The following is a 25,987-nucleotide window of genomic DNA, read 5'->3' as shown; positions in this document are numbered from 1 at the left end:
ATGTTGACGCGCCTCATCAATATTAACTTTCTTGTAACTTTTCAAGCGCAGCCGTCAATTATGCGGATCACCGCAAACTTTTTCCCTCCGTGACACATTCCACGCAGAAAAAAATCGCCTCTTTAGCACAAGTCTGGAAATAACATAAAAGTAACGATTTGATAAATAACTCATTCTTATGGCTCATCGCTTTTCTCTGTTCGGCGTTAACCGGATATCCAATTAAGGATTGTGCTGATTTCTGCATGTGCCGAGCCGAAATGTATCAAGCCGCCGCTGACATATTCGGTCAGTCTAACGCCAATGATAACATTTCATTAACTCAGGAGGCTCCGATGGCACTTTCTTCGCATTTCACCGCGCTGCGGGCGATCGATTCCCATACTGCCGGTGAACCTACCCGGTTGATCATCGAAGGGTTTCCCGATTTGGGTAGCGGCAGTATGGCGGAGCGCAAAGCCCGATTTGCCCAAGATTATGATGATTGGCGCAGCGCCATCATTCTGGAGCCGCGCGGCAATGATGTCTTGGTCGGGGCTTTGCTCTGCCAGCCCTGTTCGCCGCAGGCCGCTGCCGGGGTGATTTTCTTCAACAACGCCGGCTATTTGGGCATGTGCGGCCACGGCACCATTGGTCTGGTGGCCTCATTGGCCTATTTGGGGCGAATTGGCGTGGGAGATCACCTGATTGAAACGCCTGTCGGTACGGTAAATGCCAGACTGCATGAGGATGGCAGCGTGACGGTGGAAAACGTACCGGCCTATCGCTACCGCCGCCAGGTAAGGGTGGAGGTGAGCGGCTATGGCCCGGTGGTGGGTGACATTGCCTGGGGTGGGAATTGGTTTTTCCTTATCGGTGAACATCACCTGGCGATCGATACGCAAAACCTGGACGCGCTCACCGCTTTTTGTTGGGCGGTGCGGGTGGCTCTGGAGTCTGCGGGGATTTATGGCGAAGACGGCGGGGTTATCGATCATATCGAACTGTTTGCCGCCGATCCGCAGGCGGACAGCCGTAACTTCGTGCTTTGCCCGGGTAAAGCCTATGACCGCTCACCCTGCGGGACCGGCACCAGTGCCAAACTGGCCTGTCTGGCGGCCGACGGCAAACTGCAACCGGGTGAGATCTGGCGCCAGGCGAGCGTGATCGGCAGCCAGTTCAGCGGGTATTACCAACGCAACGGCGATCGCGTAACGCCGTTTATCCGTGGGCAAGCCTATGTGTGCGCTGACAGCCAACTGCTGTTGGATGAGCGCGATCCTTTCGTTTGGGGTATCCGCTGATGGCTGCCGACAGGCATGCTGAAGCGATCGTGGTGGGGGCCGGCATTATTGGTGCCGCCTGCGCCTGGCGCCTGGCGCAACAAGGGCTGCAGGTGCTGCTGGTGGATAATCAGCGCGCCGGTGCGACCGCCGCAGGCATGGGGCACCTGGTGTGTATGGACGACAACCCTGCCGAGCTGGCCTTAAGCGCCTACTCACTGCAGCTGTGGCGCAGCCTGGTGGAACGACTGCCGGAAAACTGCGCCTGGCGTGGTTGCGGTACGCTGTGGCTGGCAGAGCGGGACGATGAAATGGCGATTGCCGAAGCCAAGCGTCAGCGTATGGCGGAGTATGGCGTGGCCAGCGAAATACAAAGTGCCGCACAGGTGGCAGGCCTGGAACCTATGCTACGCCCCGGTTTGGCGGGCGGGCTGCGAGTGCCGGGCGATGGCATCGTCTATGCACCTAACGTGGCCCGCTGGCTCGTGAACGACGCCGGGTCGGCAATCAGAGTCATTACCGGAGAGGCTTGCGCGATGGAAGATCGTACCATCGTGCTGGCGAGTGGTGAGCGTCTGACGGCGCCGGCAGTGGTGCTGGCCTGCGGTCTGCAGGCCAACAGGCTGCTGGAACAGCCCATACTGCGGGCCAAAAAAGGGCAGTTGGCGATTACCGATCGCTATCCGCACAGGATCCATCATCAGTTGGTTGAATTGGGGTATGGCGCCAGCGCCCATGCCAGCGACGGGACTTCGGTGGCGTTTAACGTTCAGGCGCGCCCAACGGGCCAGTTGTTGATCGGCTCATCGCGCCAGTTTGACGCCCCAGGCAGTGACATCGATTTGCCGTTGCTGGCCGCAATGTTGGCGCGCGCCAACGCTTTTCTGCCTACGCTGGCACAGATGAACGTCATTCGCTGTTGGACCGGCCAGCGTGCCGCCTCCGCCGACGGTTTGCCGCTGTTGGGCCCGCATCCGCAACACCGTGGGCTGTGGCTGGCGCTGGGGCACGAAGGGTTAGGCGTCACCACCGCGTTGGGCAGTGCTGAGCTGATTTCCGCCCAGATCCATCATCATCGCCCGGCGATTGACGACACGCCTTATCTGGCTGCGCGCATGTTCAGTACGGAGGTATTGCCGGTATGAGCCAAAAGCAGGATCTACTGAATGTGACCCTTAACGGTGAAAGCCTCTGGGTTCCGGAAGGGGTTAGCGTGGCGGCGGCGCTCAGTCTGAGTGGCGAGGACAGCTGTCGCGTTTCGGTCAGCGGGCAAGTGCGCACGCCGTTTTGTGGCATGGGGGTTTGCCAGGAGTGCCGGGTGACCGTAAATGGCCTGCGGCGGCTGGCGTGTCAGACCCTCTGCCAGCCGGGAATGCAGATTGAGAGGACGGAGAATGAGTGACCTCGTGTGCGATGTGTTGGTTATCGGTGCGGGCCCGGCCGGGTTTGCGGCAGCCCGGGCAGCGGCAGAAAGTGGCCAGTCGGTGCTGGTGCTTGATGATAACCTGCGCCCGGGCGGGCAGATCTGGCGTGACGGACCCAACGTGGCGCTACCGGCGCTGGCGCAGCAGTATCGGCGGGCGGTGGAAGCGCTGAGCAACGTGACCCTGCTGAACGGGGTGAAAATCATCGCTTGTTGTGGGCCGCAGAAAATCCTCTACGAAGCTGCGACTGGCAGCGGAGTGGTGGACTATCAAACATTGATCTTGTGCTGTGGCGCACGTGAGTTGCTATTGCCATTTCCCGGTTGGACGTTGCCTGGCGTCACCGGTGCCGGTGGGTTGCAGGCGCAGATTAAACAGGGATTGCCGATCAAAGGGGAGCGGGTGGCGATTGCCGGCAGTGGCCCGTTACTGATGGCGGTGGCCGACAGCGTGATCAAAGCAGGGGGAAAAGTGGTGAGGGTGGCAGAACAGGCGTCAACCATGCACCTGGCGGCATTTGCTGGCGGGTTGTGGCGTTGGCCAGCCAAATTACGCCAGTCATTTACCCTGCTCAACCGTCATTATCGTCCTGACAGCTTTGTGCTGGAGGCAATAGGTGAGCAACGACTGACGGCGATACGGCTGCAGACGGGCACTCGCGTGACGACGCTGGCCTGCGAACGCTTGGCCTGCGGTTTTGGCCTGGTGGCGAACGTCGAATTGGCGATGCTGCTGGGCTGCCGCCTTCGTGATGACGCCGTTGCCGTGGACGAGAACCAGCACACCAGCCAGCCGAAAATATATGCCGCCGGTGAATGTACCGGAATAGGGGGCAGCGAACTGGCGCTGACGGAAGGAGCCATTGCTGGGTATGTCGCCACCGGCAATCAACAACGGGCGAAGGGATTGATGCGACAACGTGATAAATGGAGGCGATTCGCCGATGCTGTGGCACAGGCTTTTGCCTTGAATCCCGCGCTGAAAGCGTTGGCAGAACCGCAAACTTTGGTGTGCCGTTGTGAAGATGTTTCCTTAGGCCAGCTAAACGGCTTTTCTGACTGGACGGCGGCCAAGCTGAGCAGCCGCTGTGGCATGGGGGCTTGTCAGGGGAAGATTTGCGCGACGGCGGCGCGTCATTTGCTTGGCTGGCCGCTACCGGCACCGCGGATACCATTGACGCCGGTAAGGGTCGAAACCTTGGCCCGATTGAACGACATCGAGACTGACGAATAAGCCTGCTACACTCAGGCAAGATGACCGGACAAATCGGGCGGATAACGGATGACAAATGCACTGATTACGCTGGGGCTGTGCCTGCTGTTAATACCGCTTTTGTTGTGGTTGATTAGCCGGGCGCTATCGGCCGCAAAAGATAAAAAGCCGCAAGGGGGTAAACCTAAACCCAGGACCGGCATGCCGCATGGCGATGATGAGTGATCCTTACGGGGGCGTGGGGCAGTGCGCCGACCGCGCCGTTGGTATTACCTTCACTGTGGCCAGTAATAGGTTTTCTCATGCCAGCCTTTACCATACATGCAGGCTTCTATGGTCGCTGAGCGAGCATCTTCGTTACGATCGTTCTGCACTGTCTTGAACGAGGGCTGTTTTTCGTAGCGGTAACCTGCCGGGCAGTCTTTTTTGTCTTTCTTACAGCTTTGGTATTGGTTTTCGTAGCTAAACTCAAAATCTCTCACCACATCGGGAGGGAAACGTTCATAACCGCGAGCTTTGCATTCAGCATATTCCATGTCGCGGGTGGCATTGCCGGCGCCGGGTTTCTCCCACTGGGTGCAGGCGGTTAATGTCATTAATGGCAAAATAATCAAAAAGCTAAACGTCTTCATGGTATCCCTAACTCTTCCTTTCGTCCTGTATTCACACGCTAAGAATCTTCCTAAGCGAGATAGGGCATGAGTGTAATAAACTGATGTTAAAATTGGAAATGATAATAGTTATTGTTTAGGCGAGGTTGATGTAATACCGACGGTGCAGGGCTAAGAACGTTATTCTCAATCATGAAATAGTCCCGCTTGTTATAATGTACCTGCTAACTTTCATTGGATATATATGGGAAGTGATTTTTTAAGATATTTACCTAAAGATTAATTCTTATTATTGGTTACACAAAGGTATTTGAAGAACCGTGAATTAGAATAGGGACTTTTTTATTGCTTTTTATAAATTATCGAAATTAAAACTATTATTAAATTTGCCGGTAATACGATTGCAATTCATGCGCAAATTTTTTAGATTCAGGATAGAGAAGTGATTGTCATGATGATGAAGACGTTAAAGGGAGTTTTATTTTGGCGAATAAATCTGAAGTACCTAAAGACAGTGCTGATTTACCTTCATTATCAGAAGATTGTGACAGGTTAAGAAACCTTTCCGATGTTGGGGATTCATTGGGTTATGGTCGTACTCGTTTTTATCAATGGTGCCGGGGGCGCGGTTTTCTCACGCTGATGAATGCGCCTTCAGCAGAGATGATAAGCGCGGGTTACATGGTGACGACGTTATCAGATAATGGTTACTCACGCGTTTATGTGACTGAGGATGGTTTTAATTTTGTGGGTGACGCCTTTCGCGAAGACATTCAAAAACGTATGGTCAAGCTTTAAGGAAATTATAAAAATCTTATTCATTTCAATATACTAACTACGGAATTTTCTTATGCTATCGACCGCGTTGTCTAACAAACATCGCGGTTGGCGAGGACCGATCCGTTGTGCTCCCGATGTTCTTCAGATCACTGGAAATTATCTTATTTTTGTATTGACGTTACCCCAGCGCTACAGCCGCAGCCTATTCTGTTGCTACTATAAAGACTGGTTTTTCCCAGGAGCTCAGGATGAAGCATTACGCCGCGTTATTTGTTACTACCTTGCTGTTGTCTGGCTGCGCTACGCAGTCCGTTCCGCTGCAGCAGGCCGAATTACCGCCTCCTAGCCGACTGTTGCTTTATCAAAATATGCCGCAGACGCCTTATGCGACCCTGGTGGTAGTACGTGACAGCGGAATGTTGGCAGGCAGTTGCCGAACCGGGGTTTATATCAATGGCGAGTTCGCAGCGTCGCTGGCCGCGAAAGAAAAAGCCGAGTTTCGAGTGCCGGTGGGAAACAACGAAATCAGCATTGGGCAGGATATGATCGAAAACAGTCTGTGTATCTGGCGTGATACCAGCGGCCGGCTACCGATGACGTTGCGTGCCGGTGAAAGCCGCTATTTCCGCGTGGCAGGAGATATGCAACGCGGATTTGTTCTGCAGGCCGGCAGGCCGTAATTCTGGCGGGGCGGTCAACGCCCCTGCCACCATCCCCACAGGGTAATCAAAAGCCAGGCCGCTGCGATCCAACATATTACCGCAGCGGCCAGCGCCCAAGACAATCTCATGCTGTTGATAAAGAAATACAGCGAGATCAGATACACCAGATAGGGTAAAACGGCCCACATGCCAAAAATCAGCGTGGTTCTCAACGCTTCGATTGAGCGTTCGCTGCCGACGATGTAATGGGCAATCAGTGCAAAGGTAGGGAACAACGGCACCAAACCGGCAATATAGTAGCTGCGACTTTTGGCAAGCAGGCCAATGAGTACCACCACCAGTGCGCCAATCAGCGCTTTTACCACGATGCCCATATGTTTCTCTGACGTAAATAAAAACACATTGCCTGAAAGTGTCAGGGGGATCAATCACAGGGGCTGAGGGAAAACGGGCCCGCGGTTATGGCAGGCCGGAAGTGCGGCAGCTTATTGGCGGTAGGCGTGCTTAATCTGCTGAATGCTGTTTTTAAAGATCTCGGCCTGGGTGGGATCTTCAATCTGCGCGATAAAGCGCTCCATGTTGATAATGACTTTCCCGGCATCGGCCTGACCGATCGATTTCAGGATCAGTGTCAGCGTAGCTTTAAGACAGGCGACTTCTGTCGCCAGCGTTTCCGGGTTTGCAGACGTAGTAAAGTCAACGTTGCTCATTTTTTCTCCTGATTTTTGAGGCCGAAGCCTGAAACAATGTGCTTTTTGACGCACACCCACACCGATTGAACTTACTCAGACATGCAGATGCGTATTTAACTGGGCGCGGAGTATAGCATAGCATGCAGATATCCATCTGCATTGATAGCGTGAATCGGCCTGAACTGCAGTTATCCGCATGCTGGACGAGAATTAAACGGTCTTAAGATTATAGTGCATACGCACTACTGATTAATAAAGCGATTGACTTCTCATGACATCCCGTTGCCAGAAGAATAATGTTTAAGTTATTTTGGACAAGTTAATAAGTCGTTGTCCACGAGCTTATTGTTTACGGGCTGATATTATTTAAATGTTTAACGCTGCCATCTTGCTCGATGTAACCCAAACGTGAAGTGAATAATTTTTTTCGTAATAGATTTTGTACTGATGGATAATGCCATTTTTACTATTTTGTTTTATTTCAATGCATTACAGTTTTGTTGTGTTCGTGTTAATATAATCTGTGCTGTGATTGTTTACACAGATTTTACCTGCGGTGTAGGATTGACGCAGTATCATAAACTTGGGCATAGTGGGTAATATTGGTGTCGCCTGCTTTTCATCGGCGGACGACCACTTTATCGGGCTACGCTGAGTGACTAAAATTCAAAAATCAGGCCCACAGCGCAAAGTTAATCGGGAGTAAGTATTAATCTGTGTTCATTCTTGGCTGAAAAACAAGTAATATCTCGGGCTATAACAGAGGCTGATTGCGTTACTCCCTTCTTTTTGGAGATTTTTCCTTGATTAGCGTTCTTCTTGTTGATGACCACGAACTGGTGCGCGCAGGGATTCGACGCATTCTTGAAGATATCAAAGGTATAAAAGTTGTCGGGGAGGCCCAGTGCGGTGAGGACGCCGTGAAATGGTGCCGTGGCAATGCTGTAGATATCGTTCTTATGGATATGAATATGCCGGGCATTGGCGGGCTGGAAGCCACGCGTAAAATTGTACGCTATGCGCCGGACGTAAAAGTCATCATGCTGACTATCCACACTGAAAATCCATTGCCTGCAAAGGTGATGCAAGCCGGTGCCGCGGGCTATCTCAGTAAAGGCGCTGCGCCGCAGGATGTGGTGAATGCCATTCGTACTGTGCAAGCTGGGCAGCGTTATATCGCGTCCGATATTGCTCAGCAAATGGCTTTGAGCCAACTGGAGCCGCAAACGGAAACCCCGTTTAGCTGCCTGTCTGAGCGTGAGCTACAGATTATGCTGATGATCACCAAAGGCAAAAAAGTTAACGAGATCTCAGAACAGCTGAGTCTCAGCCCTAAAACGGTGAACAGTTACCGTTACCGCATGTTCAGCAAGCTGAATATCAGTGGTGATGTTGAATTGACACACCTGGCTATTCGACACGGATTGTTCAATGCGGAGACGTTGTTAAGCAGTGAGTGACCGTTTTGATGCCAAAGCATTTCTCAGTACCGTAACCAGCCAGCCTGGCGTCTACCGTATGTACGACGCTACTGGCACGGTTATCTATGTCGGTAAAGCCAAAGACCTGAAAAAGCGCCTCGCCAGTTACTTTCGCCAACAGGTGAGTAGCCGAAAGACTGAGACGTTGGTTAAAAATATCGCCCAAATAGACGTAACTGTTACTCATACCGAAACAGAAGCGCTATTACTGGAACATAACTACATAAAGTTATACCAACCGCGATATAATGTTCTTTTGCGAGACGATAAATCTTATCCGTTGATCTTCCTCAGCGCGGACAGCCACCCACGCCTGGCGGTTCATCGCGGCGCTAAACACGCCAAAGGGGAATATTTCGGGCCGTTCCCCAATTCTTATGCCGTGCGTGAAACGCTGGCGCTGCTGCAGAAATTGTTCCCGATACGCCAGTGCGAGAACAGCGTGTATCGCAACCGTTCGCGTCCCTGCCTGCAATATCAGATTGGGCGTTGCCTGGGGCCTTGCGTCGCCGGATTGGTGAGTGAGGAAGAGTACCGGCAGCAGGTGGACTATGTGAGGTTATTCCTGTCCGGCAAAGATCAGCAGGTATTACACCAGTTGATCGAACGGATGGAAAATGCCAGCAAGACACTGAACTTCGAAGAAGCGGCACGCATTCGCGATCAGATCCAGGCGGTGCGAAGGGTGACCGAACGTCAGTTCGTATCCGGCAATAGCGACGATCTGGACGTCATCGGCGTGGCCTTCGATGCCGGTATGGCTTGCCTGCACGTGCTGTTTATCCGTCAGGGTAAAGTGTTGGGCAGCCGCAGTTACTTCCCGAAAGTGCCGGGCGGCACCGACATGAGCGAAGTGGTGCAAACCTTTGTCGGCCAGTTTTATTTGCAGGGCAGCCAGATGCGCACGTTGCCGGCGGAAATTCTATTGGACTTTACTCTGCCGGAGAAAGACCTGCTGGCTGAGTCGCTTTCAGAACTTGCCGGCCGGAAAATTCAGATCCAGAGCAAACCGCGAGGGGATCGCGCACGCTACCTTAAATTGGCTCGTACCAACGCGGCGACGGCGCTAACCACCAAGCTTTCACAGCAGTCGACTATCCATCAGCGGTTGGCTGAATTGGCGAAGGTGCTCAACCTTGCCGAAATTAACCGCATGGAATGTTTCGACATCAGCCACACCATGGGGGAGCAAACTGTGGCTTCCTGTGTGGTATTTGACTCGAATGGTCCGCTACGTTCGGAATATCGGCGCTATAATATCACCGGCATAACGCCAGGGGATGATTATGCCGCGATGGCGCAGGTGTTGAAGCGCCGTTACGGTAAGGCTCTCGAAGAGAAAAAAATCCCCGACGTTATCTTTATCGACGGCGGCAAGGGGCAACTCGGTATGGCGATTGATGTATTTAACTCGCTGAACGTGACCTGGGATAAAAACAAACCCTTGCTGATTGGCATCGCCAAAGGAGCCGACCGCAAAGCCGGGTTGGAAACACTGTTTTTTGTGCCGGAGGGCGAGGGTATTGCCTTACCGTCGGATTCGCCAGCGCTGCATGTTATCCAGCATATCCGCGATGATTCGCATAACCACGCGATAACCGGGCATCGGCAGAGAAGGGCAAAAGTAAGAAACACCAGCGCGTTGGAACTGATCGACGGCGTTGGGCCAAAACGGCGACAGGTGCTGTTGAAGTATATGGGCGGACTTCAACCATTATTGAACGCCAGCGTTGAGGAAATTGCAAAAGTGCCGGGTATTTCACAAGCATTGGCAGAAAAGATCTACAATGCATTGAAACACTGAGGGCAATGTAGCAACATACTCTTAATTCCCACTCCAGCCAGATAGTTACCGTAGCATTATGCAATTGAATATACCGACTTGGCTTACTCTGTTTCGCGTAGTTCTGATCCCATTCTTTGTTCTGGCATTTTACCTGCCGTTCACTTGGGCTCCGATGGTTTGCGCCGTCATTTTTGTGTTTGCTGCCATAACCGACTGGTTTGACGGCTTCCTGGCCCGTCGCTGGAAGCAAACGACCCGTTTCGGGGCGTTCCTTGACCCGGTGGCGGACAAAGTGATGGTGGCGGTAGCGCTGGTGCTGGTGGCAGAACACTATCACACTTGGTGGATTACCCTGCCTGCGGCGACCATGATTGCCCGTGAAATTATCATCTCGTCGCTGCGTGAGTGGATGGCGGAGATCGGCAAGCGCAGCAGCGTGGCGGTGTCCTGGATTGGCAAAGTCAAAACCATGGCGCAAATGATGTCGCTGGTCGGGTTGCTGTGGCGTCCCGATCGCACCGTCGAGTATGTGTCTTTTGGTTTGCTGTACATCGCGGCGGTGCTGACTTTCTGGTCAATGTTCCAATATTTGAACGCTGCGCGGAAAGATTTGCTGGAACCCTGATCAAAGCGATGCAAAAATCGTCAAACGAACGTAATGAGACAACAATTTTATTGACTCATTACGTCAGGTAAGTAGAATGCATCGCATCAGACGGCAGCGGTGATTTGCCGAAAGATAGCAAAAAAATCAGTAAGTTCTGATTAATGCGGGAATAGCTCAGTTGGTAGAGCACGACCTTGCCAAGGTCGGGGTCGCGAGTTCGAGTCTCGTTTCCCGCTCCAAATTTGATGAAGCTGGTGTTTCACGAGCTTTAGCCTGATAAAGGCAAACAAGAATTTAGGCGCGTTAACAAAGCGGTTATGTAGCGGATTGCAAATCCGTCTAGTCCGGTTCGACTCCGGAACGCGCCTCCAATTTTCCCGAGCCCGGGTGGTGAAATCGGTAGACACAAGGGATTTAAAATCCCTCGGCTTATGGCTGTGCGGGTTCAAGTCCCGCCCCGGGTACCAGGAAAATAAATTCCAGAATAATCAAAGCAATAAGTAGTAATGTCGTGACCGCCGGAAGGCGGTTTTTTTGTGCCTGAAATTCCCCTTTCCACGATTTTTCTCTTCCGGTTTTATTCTGTTCTCGTGCCTTGAACAATTTACTGTTGCCTACAATAGGGACTATCATCCGGCTGTCAGTTTTAAACATGGATGCATGGCCGTTTTTTAAAGACGGTTGGCGATAAGTGAACTATAACCAGATAGTGCAATAGATAAGGAGTGTTGGATGAGAGGGGGGTTATTTTTATTGGCGATTGTCATGCTATCTGGGTGTTCGGGGTCTTTTGGATCGATCCTGGGTGTGATCCCGCAAAGCTCCGATGTTTGCCCTCAAGGGAAAAATGCCATCACCGGTGAATGCCGTTAGGCAACATCGTCGATTTATTGCCGGGCCGAACCCTTTGGCCAGTGTGAATCTCTTTCGATAACCCAATCAAGCCATATCCGGCTGTTTGATCGCTGTGCCGATCGCCGGATACTGCCTGTTCCAGGCCTTAGAACCTAACCTCCGCTGCCCAGGAACGGAAGCCCATTCGCACTGCAGTTTGCCACCCACATCACGGCCACGACGACGGCGATGGAAATGATCGCGCACAGATCCGATTTGCGCATGCTTCTCCTTAGCGAGCGTTGATCCCAATAACCTCGATTGCCGCTCTGTGCAGTTTCTGACAGTACTCGTCGGGTTGCCTTTCAATTTCAGCGATGAGATAGGCGAGAATGTTTTGCTTGCTGATGGGTTTGTTCGCGGAAAGCACCTGAATAACGCCTTTGCCGAGCAGGCTGTATATTTGTTCACGGTATGTCTCGATATCTCTATCGTGGAGACCGTAAAGGGAGTAATCGATCATAGAATTTTACCGCTGGTGAAATTTAAAGTGCCAGCCGAAGCTGGCAGAGAAGCCATTAAAAAAATAAAGTCGTGCAAATTTCACTTAGGCTGATATCTAAGTGGAATCTTAACGATAACGTAGTAAGAATATTCCCATCAATAGGCAGTTGTAAGCCAAACTGCTAATTAGGAAAAACCTCAGGCCAGCGCCGCAGCGGCGATATTTACCATTGAAAGCCCGGCAAACGGCGCGGTGGCAGAGACTCAATCTTCTGTCTGTGACCCCAGGCTTTCGGGCAATAACTGCGCCAGCAGCAGGTCGAGAGTCAGCATCAGTCCATAGCGTGCTGTACTGCCGCCGCTGAGCGGCAACACCTTATCCGCCAGCCCGGCCAGCGTAGTGCCCGCAGGGGTTAGGGCGATGCGATAAGCACCGGTCGCGCCGGCCAGTTTGGCCGCGTTCAGCAAATCGCTGTTTTCCCCACTCATAGACAGCAGGATCACGCACTGTTGTGTGCTCAGCGTGGAGGCCGTCATGCGCATCAGCGCCGCGTCCTGGCAGATAAATGCAGGGTAACCCAGGCCCACCAGGCGCTGTTGCAGCTCATTGGCATAAAGCGCCATGCTGTTTACGCCAAAAATATGTACGCTCTTGGATTGGCTCAGCTGTTGGCAAGCATCGATCAGCGCTGCATGTTCTACTTGCTGCAGCTGTTGATGCAAGGTGGTTTCCACGTCGTTGACGCGCTGTAGCCACAGCCGCGGTGGGCCATTAGGCGTGGCTTGGGCGGTCAAATAGCGTGAGCCGCTCACGCTGGCCTGAGCCAGTTTCATGCGCAGATCGCGAATATCGTCGCAGCCAATGGTTTTGGCAAATCGGGTAATGGTGGCCGGGCTGACCCCCGCTTGGCTGGCCAGCAATTCGATGGTGGCGGAGGAGGCGAAGGCAATATCGTCCAAAATGGTCTGTGCGACTTTGGCCTCCTGCTGACTGAACTGATTTTGTCGTGCGCGGATCTGATAGACGATGTCGCCAATATCTTCACAACCGATGGATTTAGCAAAACGGCTGAGGGTGGTGGAGCTGACGCCAGGCAGTTTGCCGATGCCGGCCGCGGAGGCAAAGGCGATATCCATGCCCCCGAGCACGGGTTGGGCTACCTCAGTAGGAGGGGGGGGGGCCGTCGACGGGGAGCGCATTAGCGCGATAAAGTCGTTAAGATCCTGACAGCCAAGGGATTGGGCAAAATGAGCGACGATCTCGGTGCTGACACCTGCTCGCTCTGCCAATTGCTCAATGGTTGCTGTTGATGTAAACCCCGGGTTGTCCAGTATGGCTCGGGCAACTTTTGCTTCCTGGCGGCTGAACGGATCCTGGCGAAACTGAATGTGGTAAACGAGATCCATGACTGCAGTGTCCCTTCTGTAATGCCAACCGGCGATCTGTGCTTCAAATTAGCCTGTTTTTCACACGGCATAAAGCGATAACCAGAAGAATAAGCTAATGAAAATAATTTTCAATCAGGACAGATTTGAAACGAGATGCTCTTCGCATTGTTTATCAGGTAGTGATTTATCACTTTGTTTTTAAACGTTAAAGACAGGTTTTAAATTTTATGGTTATGAAGAATTAGATCGCCGATCACAGTATTGAAAAAAATTTTCACAACGAAAATTCTTTAATGCATTGTTTTTAAAGGATTAGCCAAAAGTCATAATCAAATCGTATGGAATCAAGGTATTTACAAGAGTGTTACGGAACTGTTTTATATTTGCATCGCCAAGTGGCTAACAACCGGGATACTAAAAATGCAAACCATCGTCTTATGCTGCGCAGCAGGCATGTCGACCAGCATGCTGGTACAAAAAATGAAAGCTGAGGCGCAAAAACGGGCGCTGGATATCGTGATTGAAGCCGTGCCGGTGGCGGATTTCGAGCGCATCGTCGAGCGTGCGGACATTGTACTGCTGGGGCCGCAGGTGAAATATGAACACGCACGCCTTTCCGAACTTGCTGCGCCCTTGGGTAAAACTGTCGCGGTGATCGATATGATGGATTACGGCACCATGCGTGGAGACAAGGTGCTGGATAAGGCGCTGGGCTTGTTAGCCTGATAACACTCTGAGGGGCTTGGCCCCTTTTATCCTTTATTTATTCATCGACCGCGGGTTATTTCATGACTCTCGGCGGGATCGCTGCGCCTGAAATAAGGCCGGAGAGGTGATGGTGGATTTGGAAACTAGCGTTATGGAGTTGCTGGTCCATGCCGGCAGCGCTCGCAGTTCGCTGCTTTCGGCGCTGCAGCTGGCACGTCGCGGTCAGTTCGCAGCCGCAGAGATTAAGTTGGAAGAGGCGAAGGCCGGCATCGGGAGGGCGCACGGCATGCAGACGGAGCTGATTGGCATGGATGAGGGGGTTGGGAAAATACCGGTCAGTCTGATTCTGGTACATGCGCAGGATCATTTGATGAATGCCATGCTGATTCAAGATCTGGCCACCGACATGATCGAGCTTTATCGCCGTTTACCGCAGGGGCAAAGCAATGACTAAGATAACCGTAATTGGCGGGGGCAGCAGCTACACGCCGGAGTTGGTCGAGGGGCTGATCGCCCACTATCAGGACGTCCCGTTAACCGAACTGGCGTTGGTAGATGTAGAGTCCGGCCGCGAGAAAGTGGGCATCATTGCCGAACTGACCAAAAGAATGCTCAAGCGCAACGGGCTGGAGCAGGTGGTGGTGTCGGTACATTTCGAGCTGGAACCGGCCATTCGCGGTGCCAGCTTTGTACTGACTCAACTTCGGGTCGGGCAACTGGCAGCCCGTGCTGCCGACGAGCGTCTGGGTTTGAAATACCAGCGCCTGGGGCAAGAGACCACCGGTGTCGGCGGCTTCGCCAAGGCATTGCGCACCATTCCTGTCATGCTGGAAGTGGCGCGTACCGTAGAGGCGGTAGCGCCGGACGCCTGGATCATCAATTTTACCAATCCGGCCGGTATTGTCACCGAAGCGGTCTCCCGTTACAGCAAGGCGAAGATTATCGGCTTGTGCAACGTACCGATCACCATGCACCACATGATCGCCGACATGCTGAAGGCACCTCATGATCAGGTCGATCTCCGTTTTGCTGGACTGAACCATATGGTGTGGGTACATCAGGTAACGCAAAGCGGCAGGGATGTGACCGCCCAGGTGTTGGAGATGCTGAGCAATGGCGAAACGCTGTCGATGAACAACATCAAGGATCTGCCTTGGCCGCCGGCGTTCTTGCAGGCGCTGGGGGCTATCCCTTGCCCATATCATCGCTATTTCTATCAAACCGCCGGCATGCTGGAAGAAGAGCTTGAAGCCGCTGCGGCTCAGGGAACCCGTGCTGAACAGGTGATGAAGGTAGAGGCAGAGCTATTTGCACTGTACGCCGACCCAACGCTGGATAAAAAACCGGAGCAGTTGAGCTTCCGTGGTGGTGCTTTCTATTCAGAAGTGGCGGTCGAGCTGATCCGTGCCATTCACAATAACAGCGGCAAGGTGCTGGTGGTGAACACCCGCAATAATGGTGCGATTCAGGGCCTGCCGGATGACGCAGTGATTGAAACCAACTGCGTGATCGACGCACAGGGCGCTCACCCGCTGAGCTTCGGGCCGCTGCCGCTGGCCATGAACGGGCTGACTCAGCAGGTGAAAGATTTCGAGCGTTTGACCATTGAGGCTGCGGTGCATGGCGATCGTCAGAGTGCGCTGTTGGCGCTGGTGGTGAATCCGCTGATTGGCGGCGTCGGTATCGCAGAACCTTTGCTGGATGAGGTGCTGAACCTGAACCAAGCCTATTTGCCGCAGTTCAACTAAGTCGATATTCCATAATAATAATCACGATGCCGGCTTGGCCGGGCAGGGGGAATGATGGCGGGTTTAAATAGCATTCTGGAACGTTACGTATTGCCGGCGGCGTTAAAAATCGCCGGGCAAAAACACATTTTATCGGTACGAGACGGCATAATTCTGAATATGCCGTTTATGTTGATCGGGTCATTTTTCCTGATCTTCGCCTACTTGCCGATCCCGAGCTATGCCAACCTGATGGGGGAGGTATTCGGTGCGGCCTGGCGCGACAAGCTGTTGTATCCGGTCAAAGCGACCTACGACATCATGGCGATTATCTCCAGCTTTGGTATTGCCTACCGGCTGGCGGAAAAATACCGTGGTATGGACCCGCTCAGTACCGGTGCGGTTTCGTTAGTGGCGTTCATCATGACCATTCCTCAACACACCCTTTTTGCCCCGGTGAAAGGTGCCGCGGAGCAGATTGTCAAAGGCGTGCTGCCGATGAACTTTATCGGCAGCCAGGGATTGTTTGTGGCAATCGTGGTGGCGCTGTTGTCGACGGAAATCTACCGGTTCGTGCATAACCGCAATCTGGTGATCAATATGCCTGAAGGCGTGCCGCCGGCGGTGGCGAAATCCTTCCTGGCGTTGATCCCGGGGTTCTGCGTGTTGGCGGTGATCCTCGTGCTGCGCCTTATCGTCGAAGCCACGCCGTTTGGCGATATCAACACCATGATCGCTACGCTGATCGGTATCCCGATGCACCACGTGGGCGGAACGCTGCCGGGAATGATTTTCTCGGTGATCCTGATTGGCCTGTTGTGGACGTTGGGGCTGCACGGTGATGCCATCGTATTGGTGTTCATTCAGCCGGTGTGGTTGGCGAATATGTCGGAAAACCTGGTGGCGTTTCAGAACAACCAGCCTATTCCGCACATTATTACCCAGCAATTTTACGATTTATGGATAGCGCCCGGCGGAACCGGTGCCCTGTTGGGATTGGTGATCTTCATGCTGGTGTGCAGCCGTAGCGCGCAGATGAAGCAGTTGGGGAAAATCGCCGCGCCGGGTTGCCTGTTTAATATCAGTGAGCCCATGGTGTTTGGCATCCCGTTGGTGATGAACCCCTACTTCTTCCTGCCGTTTATCCTGACACCAGTGGTGCTGGTGATCGTGACCTACACCGCGATGGCAACCGGTTTGGTGACGCCGCCGGTTGGTATAGCCTTACCGTTTACCACGCCGATTTTCATTAGCGGCTATCTGGCAACCGGAGGCCATATTTCAGGAACGGTGATCCAGGTGGTCAATCTGCTGATTTCAATGGCAATTTACTACCCGTTCTTCCGTGCCTGGGATAAGCAGAAGTATCGCGAAGAAAATCAGGCCGCGGCATCGGCACCCAGCGCTGCGGTTGGTGAACAATCCCTGACGCCATAGCGGGATAAACCATCTTCCTGCGGCAGCGCACCTAACCGCTACCGCAGGAAGGATAAAAGCCGTTTTGCACACGAATTGTTACATCATAACAACGTTATTTTTCTCCGCGCTGGCAACGCCCGCCTAAATTACCTGTCAGATAACCACCCAGTAGCAGGGGGAGAGAAACTCTCACAACAACCTGTATCTGGCAGATGGCTATGAACTCACATTGGCAGGAATGGTATCAATAATGCAGAAGTTCCGACGTTGGACCCAGTTGCAGGTCTCCTTTTTTATCGCTTTCTATCTCGGTGTATTACTCAATATCCCTATTTTTTATCGTCGTTATCAACAGCTTCATAACGATAACCTGTTGTCGATTGGCATTGAAGTTGTTGCGGCCTTTTGCCTCGTATGCTTTATCACGCTGCTTATCTCCTTTTTGGGGCGCCGGTTGTTTCGTGTTTTGGCCACGCTGCTGGTCCTGAGCTCGGTTGCCGCCAGCTATTATATGGTGTTGTTCCACGTCGATATCGGCTACGGCATTCTGGCGGCGGTGATGACCACCGACGTTGATTTGTCCAAAGAGTCGGTAGGCTGGCATTTTGGCGTATGGATGGTGCTGGTGAGCCTGTTGCCGCTGCTGTTGATTTGGCTGGCCCCGATGCACGAAGCCGCATTCAAACGCGGCAATCAGCTGGCGTTGGTCAAAAAAGGCGGGATTATGCTGGCCGCTGGCCTGTTCTGCTGGCTACCGCTTCAGTTGATGGGCCAGGTGCAGGATCAACACGACCGTGAAAATAATCAGATGATGGCCAGCTATGGCGGGGTCGTTGCCGGCAGCTATTCACCGTCTAACTGGCTTTCGGCCCTGGGGCTGCTGACTTACAGTTCCTACAGCCAGGCGGAGGACAGCCGGAATCTGTTTGATCCGGCGGCGCATTTCACCTACCAGCCGCCAAAAGACGTGAATGATCTTTATGTGGTATTCGTGATTGGTGAAAGTGCCAGACGCGATCATATGGGGGTTTACGGTTACCAGCGCGACAATACGCCGAATCTGGATAAGGAAGCCAACCTGGCGGTGCTGCAAGGCTATTCTTGCGATACGTCAACCAAGCTCTCTCTGCGTTGCATGTTCGTCAGAGAAGGCGGGGCATCGGAAGAGCCGCAGCGCACACTGAAGGAAATGAACGTCTTCTCGGTGTTGAAGAAGCAGGGGTTTTCCTCCGAGCTATTCTCTATGCAAAGCGAAGCCTGGTTTTATAATAAGACTCAGGCGGACAGCTATGCTCTTCGAGAAAGCATTCAGGCGGAAAAACGCAATGCCGGTAAACCCGTTGATGATATTGCGTTGATCGATGAACTGCAGGATTCGCTGGACCGCCATCCTCAGGGAAAACACTTGGTGATTTTGCATACCAAAGGCTCACACTATATGTACACCGAACGCTATCCGCGGGCTTTTGCTCGCTATCAGCCGGAATGCCAGGGTATTGACGATACGTGTTCAACGGAATCGATGATCAACTCTTACGACAACAGCCTGTTGTACACCGACTATGTTCTTGAGCAGGTGTTCAATCAGTTGCGCAACCGTAACGCTATCGTGTTTTACGCCTCTGATCACGGTGAGTCGATCTCGGAAAATATGCATTTTCACGGCACGCCGCGCGATCACGCGCCGAAAGAACAGCGTACCGTGCCAATTATGGTCTGGGCATCCGACAAGTTTCTCAGTCAGCCCGATCACCAGGCGGCATTTAATCAGTTAAAGGCGCTGCAAAAGGCAAAAACGCCGGTGTTTCATGAAAAGCTGTTCGACAGCGTGCTGGGGTGTATCGGCTATACCTCGCCGGACGGCGGGATTGTGAAGCAGCGTAACTGGTGCCAGGTCAACTGAGTTGCCAGCCGTATGACTAACCGCCGAAAGGCGGTTTTTTTATGCATTAAGCTGGCGGAAAGCCCGTTAACGAAGACTCTCAATCCAGTGGAAGATCCGCGCCAGGGCGTGCGTGATATCGCCAATGTTAAATAACGCGCCTATCCATATCGCAATCATGATGGCTACGGCAATAACGATCGGCATATCCATTCTACTCATTGGCTATCTTCTTCAATGGGTTAACTTGATTTCAAGCCTAGCATCAAACCTCGCCGGGATAAAATATCAGGCTAATAGTGTCAAAATCCGGTTTGCCGAAATCGCACTGTGGCCGCTTATACCCCGATGATTACTGCCGGTGAAAAACGGCGGTCGCGCATGGGGCGCAGAAGGAAGGTTGTGCAAATTTACGTTTGGACGTTGACCGGATTACGGCAATAAAAAAGCCACCCAAAGGTGGCTTATCGTTAGAACGCTGTTTAGTCCAGTTTTGGATGCTGGTCGATCAACGTCTGTTTTTTCTTTTCCAGCTCGGCAATCTGCTCGTTGATGTCTTCGACTTTCTGTTCGATGTTGTCGTAGTTTTCTTGCAGCAGCTCTTTGGCTTCTGAACGATCCGAAGCCGCCGGAGTGGCACCGCGCAGCGGTTTATTGGCGGTTTCTTTCATGTACAGGCCGGTGATCAGACCGATGACGGCGACGACCATCAGATAATAAGCCGGCATATACAGGTTCCCGGTCGCTTCGACCAGCCAGGCGGCAACCGTCGGCGTCGCACCGGCAACCAGTACCGAGATGTTGAATGAAATCGCCAATGCGCTGTAACGAATATGCGTCGGGAACATCGCCGGCAGGGTGGAGGCCATCACACCGGTGAAGGAGTTCAGCAGCACCGCCAGCACCAACAGACCGACGAAGATCAGACCAATCACGTTACTGTTGATCAGAATAAAGCAGGGGATAGACAGAGCCAACAGACCGACGCTGCCGCCGATAATAAACGGCTTACGGCCGATGCGGTCACTGGCCAGGCCTATGACCGGCTGCACGAACAACATACCGATCATGATGGCGATAATGATCAGTACGCCGTGATCTTCCGAGTAGTGCAGGTTATGCGACAGGTAGCTCGGCATGTAAGTCAGCAACATGTAATAGGTCACGTTGGTTGAAATCACGATACCGACGCAGACCAGCAGGCTTCTCCAGTGCTTGGCCGCGATCTCTTTGAAAGAGGTCTTCGGCGGATTTTCGATGGCGTTGCGGTCGTCTTTCTCCATCTTTTCTACGTGCTGCTGGAAGGCCGGTGTTTCTTCCAGCGCATGGCGCAGGTACAAACCGATCAGACCCAAAGGCGCTGCGATAAAGAACGGAATACGCCAGCCCCAGTCGAGGAAGTTGGTTTCACCGACGATGCTGGAGATCAGTACTACCACGCCAGCACCCAGGACGAAACCGGCAATGGAGCCAAAATCAAGCCAGCTGCCCATAAAGCCGCGTTTTCTGTCCGGTGAGTATTCGGCTACGAAGATAGCCGCGCCGGAGTATTCGCCACCTACCGAGAAGCCCTGTGCCAATTTGGCCAGCAACAGCAGAACCGGTGCCCAGATGCCGATAGAGGCATAGGAGGGGATCAGGCCGATACAGAAGGTACTGACCGCCATGATAATAATGGTGATGGAGAGTACTTTCTGGCGACCGAATTTATCGCCCATCGCGCCAAAGAAGATACCGCCTAATGGACGTACCAGGAAGGGAACGGAAAAGGTCGCCAGTGCGGCAATCATCTGTACGCCAGGGGTGGCGCCAGGGAAAAAGACTTGCCCAAGGGCGTAGGCCACAAAGCCATATACACCGAAGTCGAACCATTCCATTGCGTTACCTAATGCGGCCGCGGTAATGGCTTTTTTCAGCTTGCTGTCATCGATGATGGTGATGTCATTAATATGCATCGGTTTATGTCGTTTTTTTCTTAACTTCATATAATCATCCCTTAATCAATTTTAGTCGTACGTGAATTCGCAATCCTCGTTCACTTCTTCTGCCCAGTTATCAGCGTGGCTAATCTTATTGCGATGTTGCCAGATTCGCCACTGCCTTTTTTGTGTGATGCGAGTCACGTAATAAGTCAATTTTCACCGGGAATATGTCATTTAGGTGACTAATTATTTTGCATCTATAGCTTAGCGTTATATCTTGCGGCGATCAAATTTAGCAGTTTATCTTATCAATTTGCACGGATTTAGCGCATAAATAGATTAATTATTGTTCATAGTGGTGGTTTTTTGTCTGGGAAGGGATGAAACAAGTATAGAAAGAACTGCAGTAAAAACGGGCAAAATTAATGCATTCCAGATGAAAAAGCCTGGCGCGATCGCCAGGCTCAGCCTTACTGCGCAGATCCACCAAACTCCAGATAGAGTTGCGCCAGGTTTTGGTATTGAGCGAACCGGTTTTCATCCACGGCCAGCTCCGCCAACCGACGGCGATTTTGCGCATCCAGCCAGAAATTAATCGGCACCGAGCCTTGCCGGTAGCGGCTTTCATTCAATCGTTCAGATTTACGCGCCAGCGCCAATGCCGCCTGCAGGTGTTTCTCCTGTGCCATCAGTTGCGTACGTAACGATAGGGCATCATCAATATCGGCCATGGCTTTATACAGCGCCTGCTTGAATTCCAGCAGCTGCAGTTCATAGTCGCTGCGAGCGATTTTGATATCGACGTCCATTTGCCGCCATTCGAGGAACGGCAGCGACAGTCCGGCACCTACCGTTGCCAGCGGATTACGCAAAAACTCCAGCAATGCGGTGCTGCTGGCACCTAATGAGCCCGTCAGGCTGAAGGCCGGGTAGTACTGGGTGCGTTTGATGTCCACGTTAGCCAGAGTTTCACGCAGTCGCCACTCTTTGGCACTGATATCCGGGCGATGGCGCAGCACGCTGGCCGGGATGCCGGCATTGATTTGCGGCAATGGACCGGTCGGCAGGCTCTCGGGCTCAACCACCGTGTTTCCCGGCGGCGCACCCAGCAGTACCGTCTGTTCGTTCAGCGCCTGTTGACGCTCACGCAGCAGTGCCAGATGGCTGCTTTGCTGATTAATCAGGTTCTGTTCGGCATCCACCACGTCCAATGAAGAGACGCTGCCCGCGCGGTAGCGTGCCTTGACCAGCCCCAGGGTTTGTTGGGAATAGTCGATGCTTTGCTGACTGACGCGGATTCGCTGATTGATAAAGCCGATACGCCAGTAATTCTTGCTGGCGCTGGCAAGCAAAGCCAGACGCGCACTTTGCAAATCCTGTTGCGTGGCCTGGCTGGCCCATTCCGCGGCGTCACGTTGCCGCGCCAGTTTGCCCCACAGATCGATCTCATAGCTGACGCCGAGATTTGCGCTGCTGCTTTTGTTCCAAGGCGAGGAGTCGGAAAGGGTGGTATTGGCTCCGCTGCTGAGCGTTGCGTTCACACTTGGCGCGGTGCCGATGTCAGCCCGCTGCGCCGCCAGTTGGGCACGGTATACGCGCAGTGCGGCGGCGGCCAAATCGTTATTGGCCGCCATCACCTGCTGCAGCCATCGGTCCAACTGGGGATCGCGGAAATCACGCCAGTTGAATGGTTCTGACGTGTCGGCTTCGGCGTTTTGCTGCCAGTCGGCCGGATACTGCACCTTTGGAGACTGATACTCGCTTTTCAGCGCATTGCCGCAACCGGTACTGAGCAAGGCCGCGAGGCATAATGCGAGAGGGGATAAGGTTTTCATAAGTTACTCGCTGGCCAGAGAAATGACCGGATCCATCCGCGCCGCTTTGCGGGCAGGGAGATAACCGAAGATCATGCCAATCAGGGTGGAGCAGCAGAAGGCCACGGCAGCAGCCTGCCAGGAATAGATGGCGGTGAGCATGCCCCCCGCCAACAGGGTAAACAGCGAACCAGCGGCGAATGACAGCAATATGCCCAATACACCGCCGATCAGGCAAACCAGCACGGCTTCTATCATAAATTGCTGCATGATGTCGCTACGCCGGGCACCGACGGCCATACGCACGCCGATTTCATGGGTGCGTTCAGTAACCGACACCAACATAATGTTCATCACGCCCAGACTGCCAATAATCAGGGAGATCGAGGCGACCATCAGGATCAGCAAGGTCAGCGTCATCGAGGTGTGTTCAATCGATTTCCGGTATTTGTCGAGATTGAACAGCATAAAATCCTTCACGTCATGACGTTGAGTCAGCAACTGTTTAATCGCGGCAACGGCGGCTTCGTTGGAGACGTCCTCTTTCAACCGGACATTAATGCTGCTCAGCGTCGATTTGCCCACCATGCGATACATCACGGTGGAGTAGGGCATCCATACTCTGATGCGGTTGGGGGCCGAATCCTGGTTACTTTGGACTATGCCGACCACCCGGGCCGGTACCGCACCGAGGAACACGATCTGGCCCAGAGGCTCAACGCCGAAATCGCCGAACAAAGCCTGCCGCGCGTTTTCGTCAATGATCACTTCCTGCAGCGCATTGCGGTCATCGAGGAAGTTTCGACCCTGTATCAGCTTGAGGCCGCTAACGCGCAGGTTATCGCGGCCCACGCCGCTGATCGACGCGTTGGCCGATTTGCTGCGAAAGCGAATGCTCTCTGAGGCGCTGACTTCAGGGCTGACGCTGTCGACAAAGCTCTGGCTGGCCAGCGCGTCGGCGTCCGCCGGTATCAGGGTGCGGATGCTGTCGATGCTGTCGTCAAAGAAATCACGCCCGGGATAAATGCTGACGACGTTAGTGCCCAGATCTTTAATGCTCTCCAGCGTGCGTTGTTTTGCGCCTTCGCCCAGGGCGACCACCGTAACCACGGCGGCGATGCCGAAAATGATGCCGGTCATAGTCAGCGCTGTGCGCAAGCGGTGGGCGTTCATCGCTTTCAGCGCCATCTGCAGTGACTCCCGGGTGCGGTCGAGCAAGCTTTGCCAATAGCCTTGTGCAACTGGCGCGCTCTTTTTCATCACCGGGGGAGGCACCGGCGATTTACGGCCGCTGTCGGCGACGATCTCGCCATCCTGCAGTTCGATAATACGCTGCGCGTGCTGGGCGACTTTCATGTCGTGGGTGACGATCACCACCGTGTGACCACGCTGGTTCAGTTCGCTGAGGATCGCCAATACTTCCTGACCGGATTTAGAGTCCAACGCGCCGGTCGGTTCGTCCGCCAGGATGATTTCACCGCCGTTGATTAACGAACGAGCAATGCTGACGCGTTGCTGTTGGCCACCGGACAGTTGACCGGGCTTATGGTGCTCACGGCCCTCCAATCCCAGGCGCGCCAACAATTGTGCCGCGCGCAGGCGACGTTGGTCGCGCTTGCTGTTGGCGTAAATCGCCGGGATTTCGACGTTGCCCAATGCGCTGATGTCCGGCATCAGGTGATAGCGCTGGAAGATAAAACCAATGTGTTCCCGACGAAGCCTGGCCAATTCGTCCGGCGACAGGTGTGCGGCATTATGGCCGCTGATGAAATAGTCCCCCTGATCCGGCACGTCCAGACAACCGATGATGTTCATCAGCGTTGATTTGCCCGAGCCTGAGGCACCGATAATGGCAACCAACTCACCGGCGGCGATCTTGAGGTTGATGTTTTTCAGTACGGTGAGCGGCTCGCTGCTGTTGGTATAGGTGCGGCCAATCCCTTTCAGTTCAATAATGGTGTTCACAGTAACAGGCCTTCTTCGCCCAGCTTGGCGCTTTCTTGCACCAGCACTACGTGTTCACCCGCCTTTAATCCGGAGAGGATTTGTATATCGACGTTATTGGTAATACCGGTTGTCACCTCACGTATTTCCACCCGGTTATCCCCGGTCAGCACTTGTACCTGCTGTTTTTTGTCCGCGTTTTTATGCACTGCCTGAATCGGAACCAACAGCGTGTTTTTTGCCTCACCCAGTAGCAATGAAACCTGAGCCGTCATGGCAATACGCAGCCGGTTGTCGGGATTGGGCACGTCGAGCAACGCGTTGTAATACACTGAAGCATTGGAGGTGCCAGAGCCTGAGGCGGTACCGCCGCCGGAAAGTGAATCGTCTTTCATAACGGACTCAGGTGCCAGTTCTACAGTGCGCAGCGTGGCGTCGTACTTTTTGTCCGGTTCGGAGAAAATGGTGAAGTAGGCTTTTTGCCCTTGGGTAACGCGGGTAATGTCAGCCTCGGAAATCTGCGCTTTGATGGTCATCACGTCCAGCTGCGCCAATTTAACAATGGTAGGGGCGCTCTGATTGGCGTTTACCGTTTGGCCTTGCTGGGTAATGACGGCAATGACAATGCCGTCCATCGGTGCCAGGATGCGGGTGTAACTCAGATCGACCTTCTTCTTGTCCACCTCAATTTGCGCCTGCACAATACGTGCATTCAGCGCAATCAGTTCGGCGCGGGTAGCGGCAAGCGTGGCCTCGGCCGCTTCAAAATCCTCGCGCGAGCCGGCTTCGTCTTTCAACATGCGTTTTTGGCGCTTAAAGCGAGACTCGGCCTGTTTTAACAGCGCCTGTTTGGCTTGCAAATCCGCTTTCGCAACGTTCAGCGCCGCTTCAGCGTTGCGTAAATCATTGCGTTGCGGCAGATCATCAATGTCGGCGATCGGTTGGCCTTTGGTGACCCGGTCGCCAAGTTTGACCTTCAGGGATTTCACCTGGCCAGAAACCTGCGCACCGACGTTGACCCGTTCGAATGCGTCCAATTTACCTGTGGCCAGCACGGCATTTTCTATATCGCCAAGGCGAACCTGTGCGGTGACATAGGCGTCCTGAGAAGGGGATTGCAAAAAGAACGCCGCCATGAAGGCAATAATCACCAGCAGGGCGCCAGCCAGTATAAACGCCCAACGGCGCGGAGTAACTTTCATAGTGTTGTCCATAACGGAGAGAACGACTTTCCCAGAAAGCACTTATAGTGGCATTCAGTGCTTTAACTAACAATAAACATGCAGCCGACGCTGCAATAAAGGTTTCATTGGTTAACTATCGCGCA

Annotated in this window: 25 protein-coding genes and 3 tRNA genes; 17 read left to right on the top strand and 11 right to left on the bottom strand. The window is 53.2% G+C overall.

All coding sequences use genetic code 11. The annotated features are described in order from the left end of the window. The first annotated feature begins 335 nt into the window (after positions 1–335). From AC1RKC_RS04720 to AC1RKC_RS04705, 4 genes are read left to right on the top strand one after another with little or no spacing between them, the layout of a single operon-like run. Positions 336–1,283 carry a 4-hydroxyproline epimerase gene (locus AC1RKC_RS04720; RefSeq protein WP_115061057.1) on the top strand — a complete coding sequence of 316 codons (948 nt, stop codon included), beginning with the start codon at positions 336–338 and terminating at the stop codon, positions 1,281–1,283. Continuing rightward, positions 1,283–2,407 carry an NAD(P)/FAD-dependent oxidoreductase gene (locus AC1RKC_RS04715; protein ID WP_115059186.1) on the top strand — a complete coding sequence of 375 codons (1,125 nt, stop codon included), beginning with the start codon at positions 1,283–1,285 and terminating at the stop codon, positions 2,405–2,407. The genes AC1RKC_RS04720 and AC1RKC_RS04715 overlap by 1 nt, the downstream gene beginning before the upstream one ends. Next, positions 2,404–2,664: a (2Fe-2S)-binding protein gene (locus tag AC1RKC_RS04710; protein ID WP_115059184.1), complete on the top strand. Its 261-nt coding sequence runs from the start codon at positions 2,404–2,406 to the stop codon at positions 2,662–2,664. The genes AC1RKC_RS04715 and AC1RKC_RS04710 overlap by 4 nt, the downstream gene beginning before the upstream one ends. Continuing rightward, complete coding sequence (locus AC1RKC_RS04705; RefSeq protein WP_261138365.1) at positions 2,657–3,919, top strand: NAD(P)/FAD-dependent oxidoreductase; 1,263 nt, start codon at positions 2,657–2,659, stop codon at positions 3,917–3,919. Before AC1RKC_RS04710 ends, AC1RKC_RS04705 begins: the two co-directional genes overlap by 8 nt. A gap of 254 nt (positions 3,920–4,173) precedes the next feature. Here AC1RKC_RS04705 and AC1RKC_RS04700 read toward each other — a convergent pair whose 3' ends face one another. After that, on the bottom strand, positions 4,174–4,530 hold the full coding sequence (locus AC1RKC_RS04700; RefSeq protein ID WP_020826230.1) for a hypothetical protein: 357 nt from the start codon (positions 4,528–4,530) through the stop codon (positions 4,174–4,176). A 462-nt stretch (positions 4,531–4,992) separates the two neighbouring features. Between AC1RKC_RS04700 and AC1RKC_RS04695 the strand changes: the two genes are divergently transcribed. Both AC1RKC_RS04695 and AC1RKC_RS04690 read left to right on the top strand, forming a co-directional pair. After that, positions 4,993–5,307: a hypothetical protein gene (locus tag AC1RKC_RS04695; RefSeq protein ID WP_071844565.1), complete on the top strand. Its 315-nt coding sequence runs from the start codon at positions 4,993–4,995 to the stop codon at positions 5,305–5,307. 230 nt (positions 5,308–5,537) lie between these two features. Continuing rightward, complete coding sequence (locus tag AC1RKC_RS04690; RefSeq protein WP_046373938.1) at positions 5,538–5,969, top strand: hypothetical protein; 432 nt, start codon at positions 5,538–5,540, stop codon at positions 5,967–5,969. Positions 5,970–5,983: 14 nt separating this feature from the next. Here AC1RKC_RS04690 and AC1RKC_RS04685 read toward each other — a convergent pair whose 3' ends face one another. Together AC1RKC_RS04685 and AC1RKC_RS04680 are read right to left on the bottom strand one after the other, a co-directional pair. Then, a complete protein-coding gene (locus AC1RKC_RS04685) occupies positions 5,984–6,325 on the bottom strand; it encodes a GlpM family protein (protein WP_020826234.1) in 342 nt (113 codons plus the stop codon). 111 nt (positions 6,326–6,436) lie between these two features. After that, a complete protein-coding gene (locus AC1RKC_RS04680) occupies positions 6,437–6,661 on the bottom strand; it encodes a DUF2594 family protein (protein WP_020826235.1) in 225 nt (74 codons plus the stop codon). Between the two features lie 785 nt (positions 6,662–7,446). Between AC1RKC_RS04680 and uvrY the strand changes: the two genes are divergently transcribed. From uvrY to AC1RKC_RS04650, 6 genes are all read left to right on the top strand, one after another. After that, positions 7,447–8,103 carry a UvrY/SirA/GacA family response regulator transcription factor gene (gene uvrY / locus AC1RKC_RS04675; protein ID WP_041414407.1) on the top strand — a complete coding sequence of 219 codons (657 nt, stop codon included), beginning with the start codon at positions 7,447–7,449 and terminating at the stop codon, positions 8,101–8,103. Next, the gene (gene uvrC / locus AC1RKC_RS04670) at positions 8,096–9,928 is read left to right on the top strand and encodes an excinuclease ABC subunit UvrC (RefSeq protein ID WP_020826237.1); all 1,833 of its coding nucleotides are present in this window, start codon (positions 8,096–8,098) and stop codon (positions 9,926–9,928) included. Before uvrY ends, uvrC begins: the two co-directional genes overlap by 8 nt. A 58-nt stretch (positions 9,929–9,986) precedes the next feature. Next, positions 9,987–10,535 carry a CDP-diacylglycerol--glycerol-3-phosphate 3-phosphatidyltransferase gene (gene pgsA, locus AC1RKC_RS04665; RefSeq protein ID WP_020826238.1) on the top strand — a complete coding sequence of 183 codons (549 nt, stop codon included), beginning with the start codon at positions 9,987–9,989 and terminating at the stop codon, positions 10,533–10,535. A gap of 145 nt (positions 10,536–10,680) precedes the next feature. Further along, positions 10,681–10,756: transfer RNA gene (locus AC1RKC_RS04660), tRNA-Gly, on the top strand. 58 nt (positions 10,757–10,814) lie between these two features. Next, positions 10,815–10,888 (top strand) — tRNA-Cys (locus AC1RKC_RS04655). Between the two features lie 10 nt (positions 10,889–10,898). Then, a tRNA-Leu gene (locus AC1RKC_RS04650) sits at positions 10,899–10,984 on the top strand. Here the strand turns inward: AC1RKC_RS04650 and AC1RKC_RS04645 are convergent. The 3 genes from AC1RKC_RS04645 to AC1RKC_RS04635 form a co-directional block, all read right to left on the bottom strand. After that, positions 10,947–11,171 (bottom strand): hypothetical protein, encoded by a 225-nt coding sequence (locus AC1RKC_RS04645; protein WP_071844564.1) that lies wholly within the window; start codon positions 11,169–11,171, stop codon positions 10,947–10,949. The two genes, AC1RKC_RS04650 and AC1RKC_RS04645, sit on opposite strands and share 38 nt — an antisense overlap. Positions 11,172–11,643: 472 nt before the next feature. Then, positions 11,644–11,874 (bottom strand): biofilm development regulator YmgB/AriR family protein, encoded by a 231-nt coding sequence (locus AC1RKC_RS04640; RefSeq protein ID WP_020826240.1) that lies wholly within the window; start codon positions 11,872–11,874, stop codon positions 11,644–11,646. A 245-nt stretch (positions 11,875–12,119) separates the two neighbouring features. After that, on the bottom strand, positions 12,120–13,262 hold the full coding sequence (locus AC1RKC_RS04635) for a MurR/RpiR family transcriptional regulator (RefSeq protein ID WP_261107894.1): 1,143 nt from the start codon (positions 13,260–13,262) through the stop codon (positions 12,120–12,122). A gap of 402 nt (positions 13,263–13,664) precedes the next feature. Between AC1RKC_RS04635 and AC1RKC_RS04630 the strand changes: the two genes are divergently transcribed. From AC1RKC_RS04630 to eptB, 5 genes are all read left to right on the top strand, one after another. Next, the gene (locus AC1RKC_RS04630) at positions 13,665–13,970 is read left to right on the top strand and encodes a PTS sugar transporter subunit IIB (RefSeq protein WP_020826242.1); all 306 of its coding nucleotides are present in this window, start codon (positions 13,665–13,667) and stop codon (positions 13,968–13,970) included. 109 nt (positions 13,971–14,079) lie between these two features. Beyond that, a complete protein-coding gene (locus AC1RKC_RS04625) occupies positions 14,080–14,406 on the top strand; it encodes a PTS lactose/cellobiose transporter subunit IIA (RefSeq protein ID WP_020826243.1) in 327 nt (108 codons plus the stop codon). Continuing rightward, entirely contained in the window at positions 14,399–15,700 is a 1,302-nt protein-coding gene (locus AC1RKC_RS04620) for a 6-phospho-beta-glucosidase (protein ID WP_046373935.1), read from the top strand. Before AC1RKC_RS04625 ends, AC1RKC_RS04620 begins: the two co-directional genes overlap by 8 nt. A gap of 54 nt (positions 15,701–15,754) precedes the next feature. Continuing rightward, the gene (gene celB, locus AC1RKC_RS04615; protein ID WP_261138363.1) at positions 15,755–17,116 is read left to right on the top strand and encodes a PTS cellobiose transporter subunit IIC; all 1,362 of its coding nucleotides are present in this window, start codon (positions 15,755–15,757) and stop codon (positions 17,114–17,116) included. A gap of 232 nt (positions 17,117–17,348) precedes the next feature. Further along, positions 17,349–19,001, top strand: coding sequence for a kdo(2)-lipid A phosphoethanolamine 7''-transferase (eptB, locus tag AC1RKC_RS04610; protein ID WP_048762049.1), 1,653 nt, complete (start codon positions 17,349–17,351; stop codon positions 18,999–19,001). A gap of 66 nt (positions 19,002–19,067) precedes the next feature. On the opposite strand, the gene AC1RKC_RS04605 is transcribed toward eptB, so the two are convergent. From AC1RKC_RS04605 to etsA, 5 genes are all read right to left on the bottom strand, one after another. After that, positions 19,068–19,202 carry a hypothetical protein gene (locus tag AC1RKC_RS04605; protein WP_020826247.1) on the bottom strand — a complete coding sequence of 45 codons (135 nt, stop codon included), beginning with the start codon at positions 19,200–19,202 and terminating at the stop codon, positions 19,068–19,070. Positions 19,203–19,462: 260 nt separating this feature from the next. Continuing rightward, positions 19,463–20,965: a glycine betaine/L-proline transporter ProP gene (gene proP / locus AC1RKC_RS04600; RefSeq protein WP_020826248.1), complete on the bottom strand. Its 1,503-nt coding sequence runs from the start codon at positions 20,963–20,965 to the stop codon at positions 19,463–19,465. 407 nt (positions 20,966–21,372) lie between these two features. After that, complete coding sequence (etsC, locus tag AC1RKC_RS04595) at positions 21,373–22,737, bottom strand: macrolide efflux RND transporter outer membrane subunit EtsC (protein ID WP_046373933.1); 1,365 nt, start codon at positions 22,735–22,737, stop codon at positions 21,373–21,375. Positions 22,738–22,740: 3 nt separating this feature from the next. Beyond that, positions 22,741–24,681 carry a MacB family efflux pump subunit gene (locus AC1RKC_RS04590; RefSeq protein WP_427690106.1) on the bottom strand — a complete coding sequence of 647 codons (1,941 nt, stop codon included), beginning with the start codon at positions 24,679–24,681 and terminating at the stop codon, positions 22,741–22,743. After that, a complete protein-coding gene (gene etsA, locus AC1RKC_RS04585; protein WP_261448731.1) occupies positions 24,678–25,862 on the bottom strand; it encodes a macrolide efflux RND transporter periplasmic adaptor subunit EtsA in 1,185 nt (394 codons plus the stop codon). Before etsA ends, AC1RKC_RS04590 begins: the two co-directional genes overlap by 4 nt. Positions 25,863–25,987: the final 125 nt, after the last annotated feature.

This window comes from Serratia sp. GW822-FHT06E05 (assembly GCF_058799445.1).
Note: the sequence above shows the minus strand (reverse complement) of the source record. Positions and strands in the feature narration are given on the sequence as shown.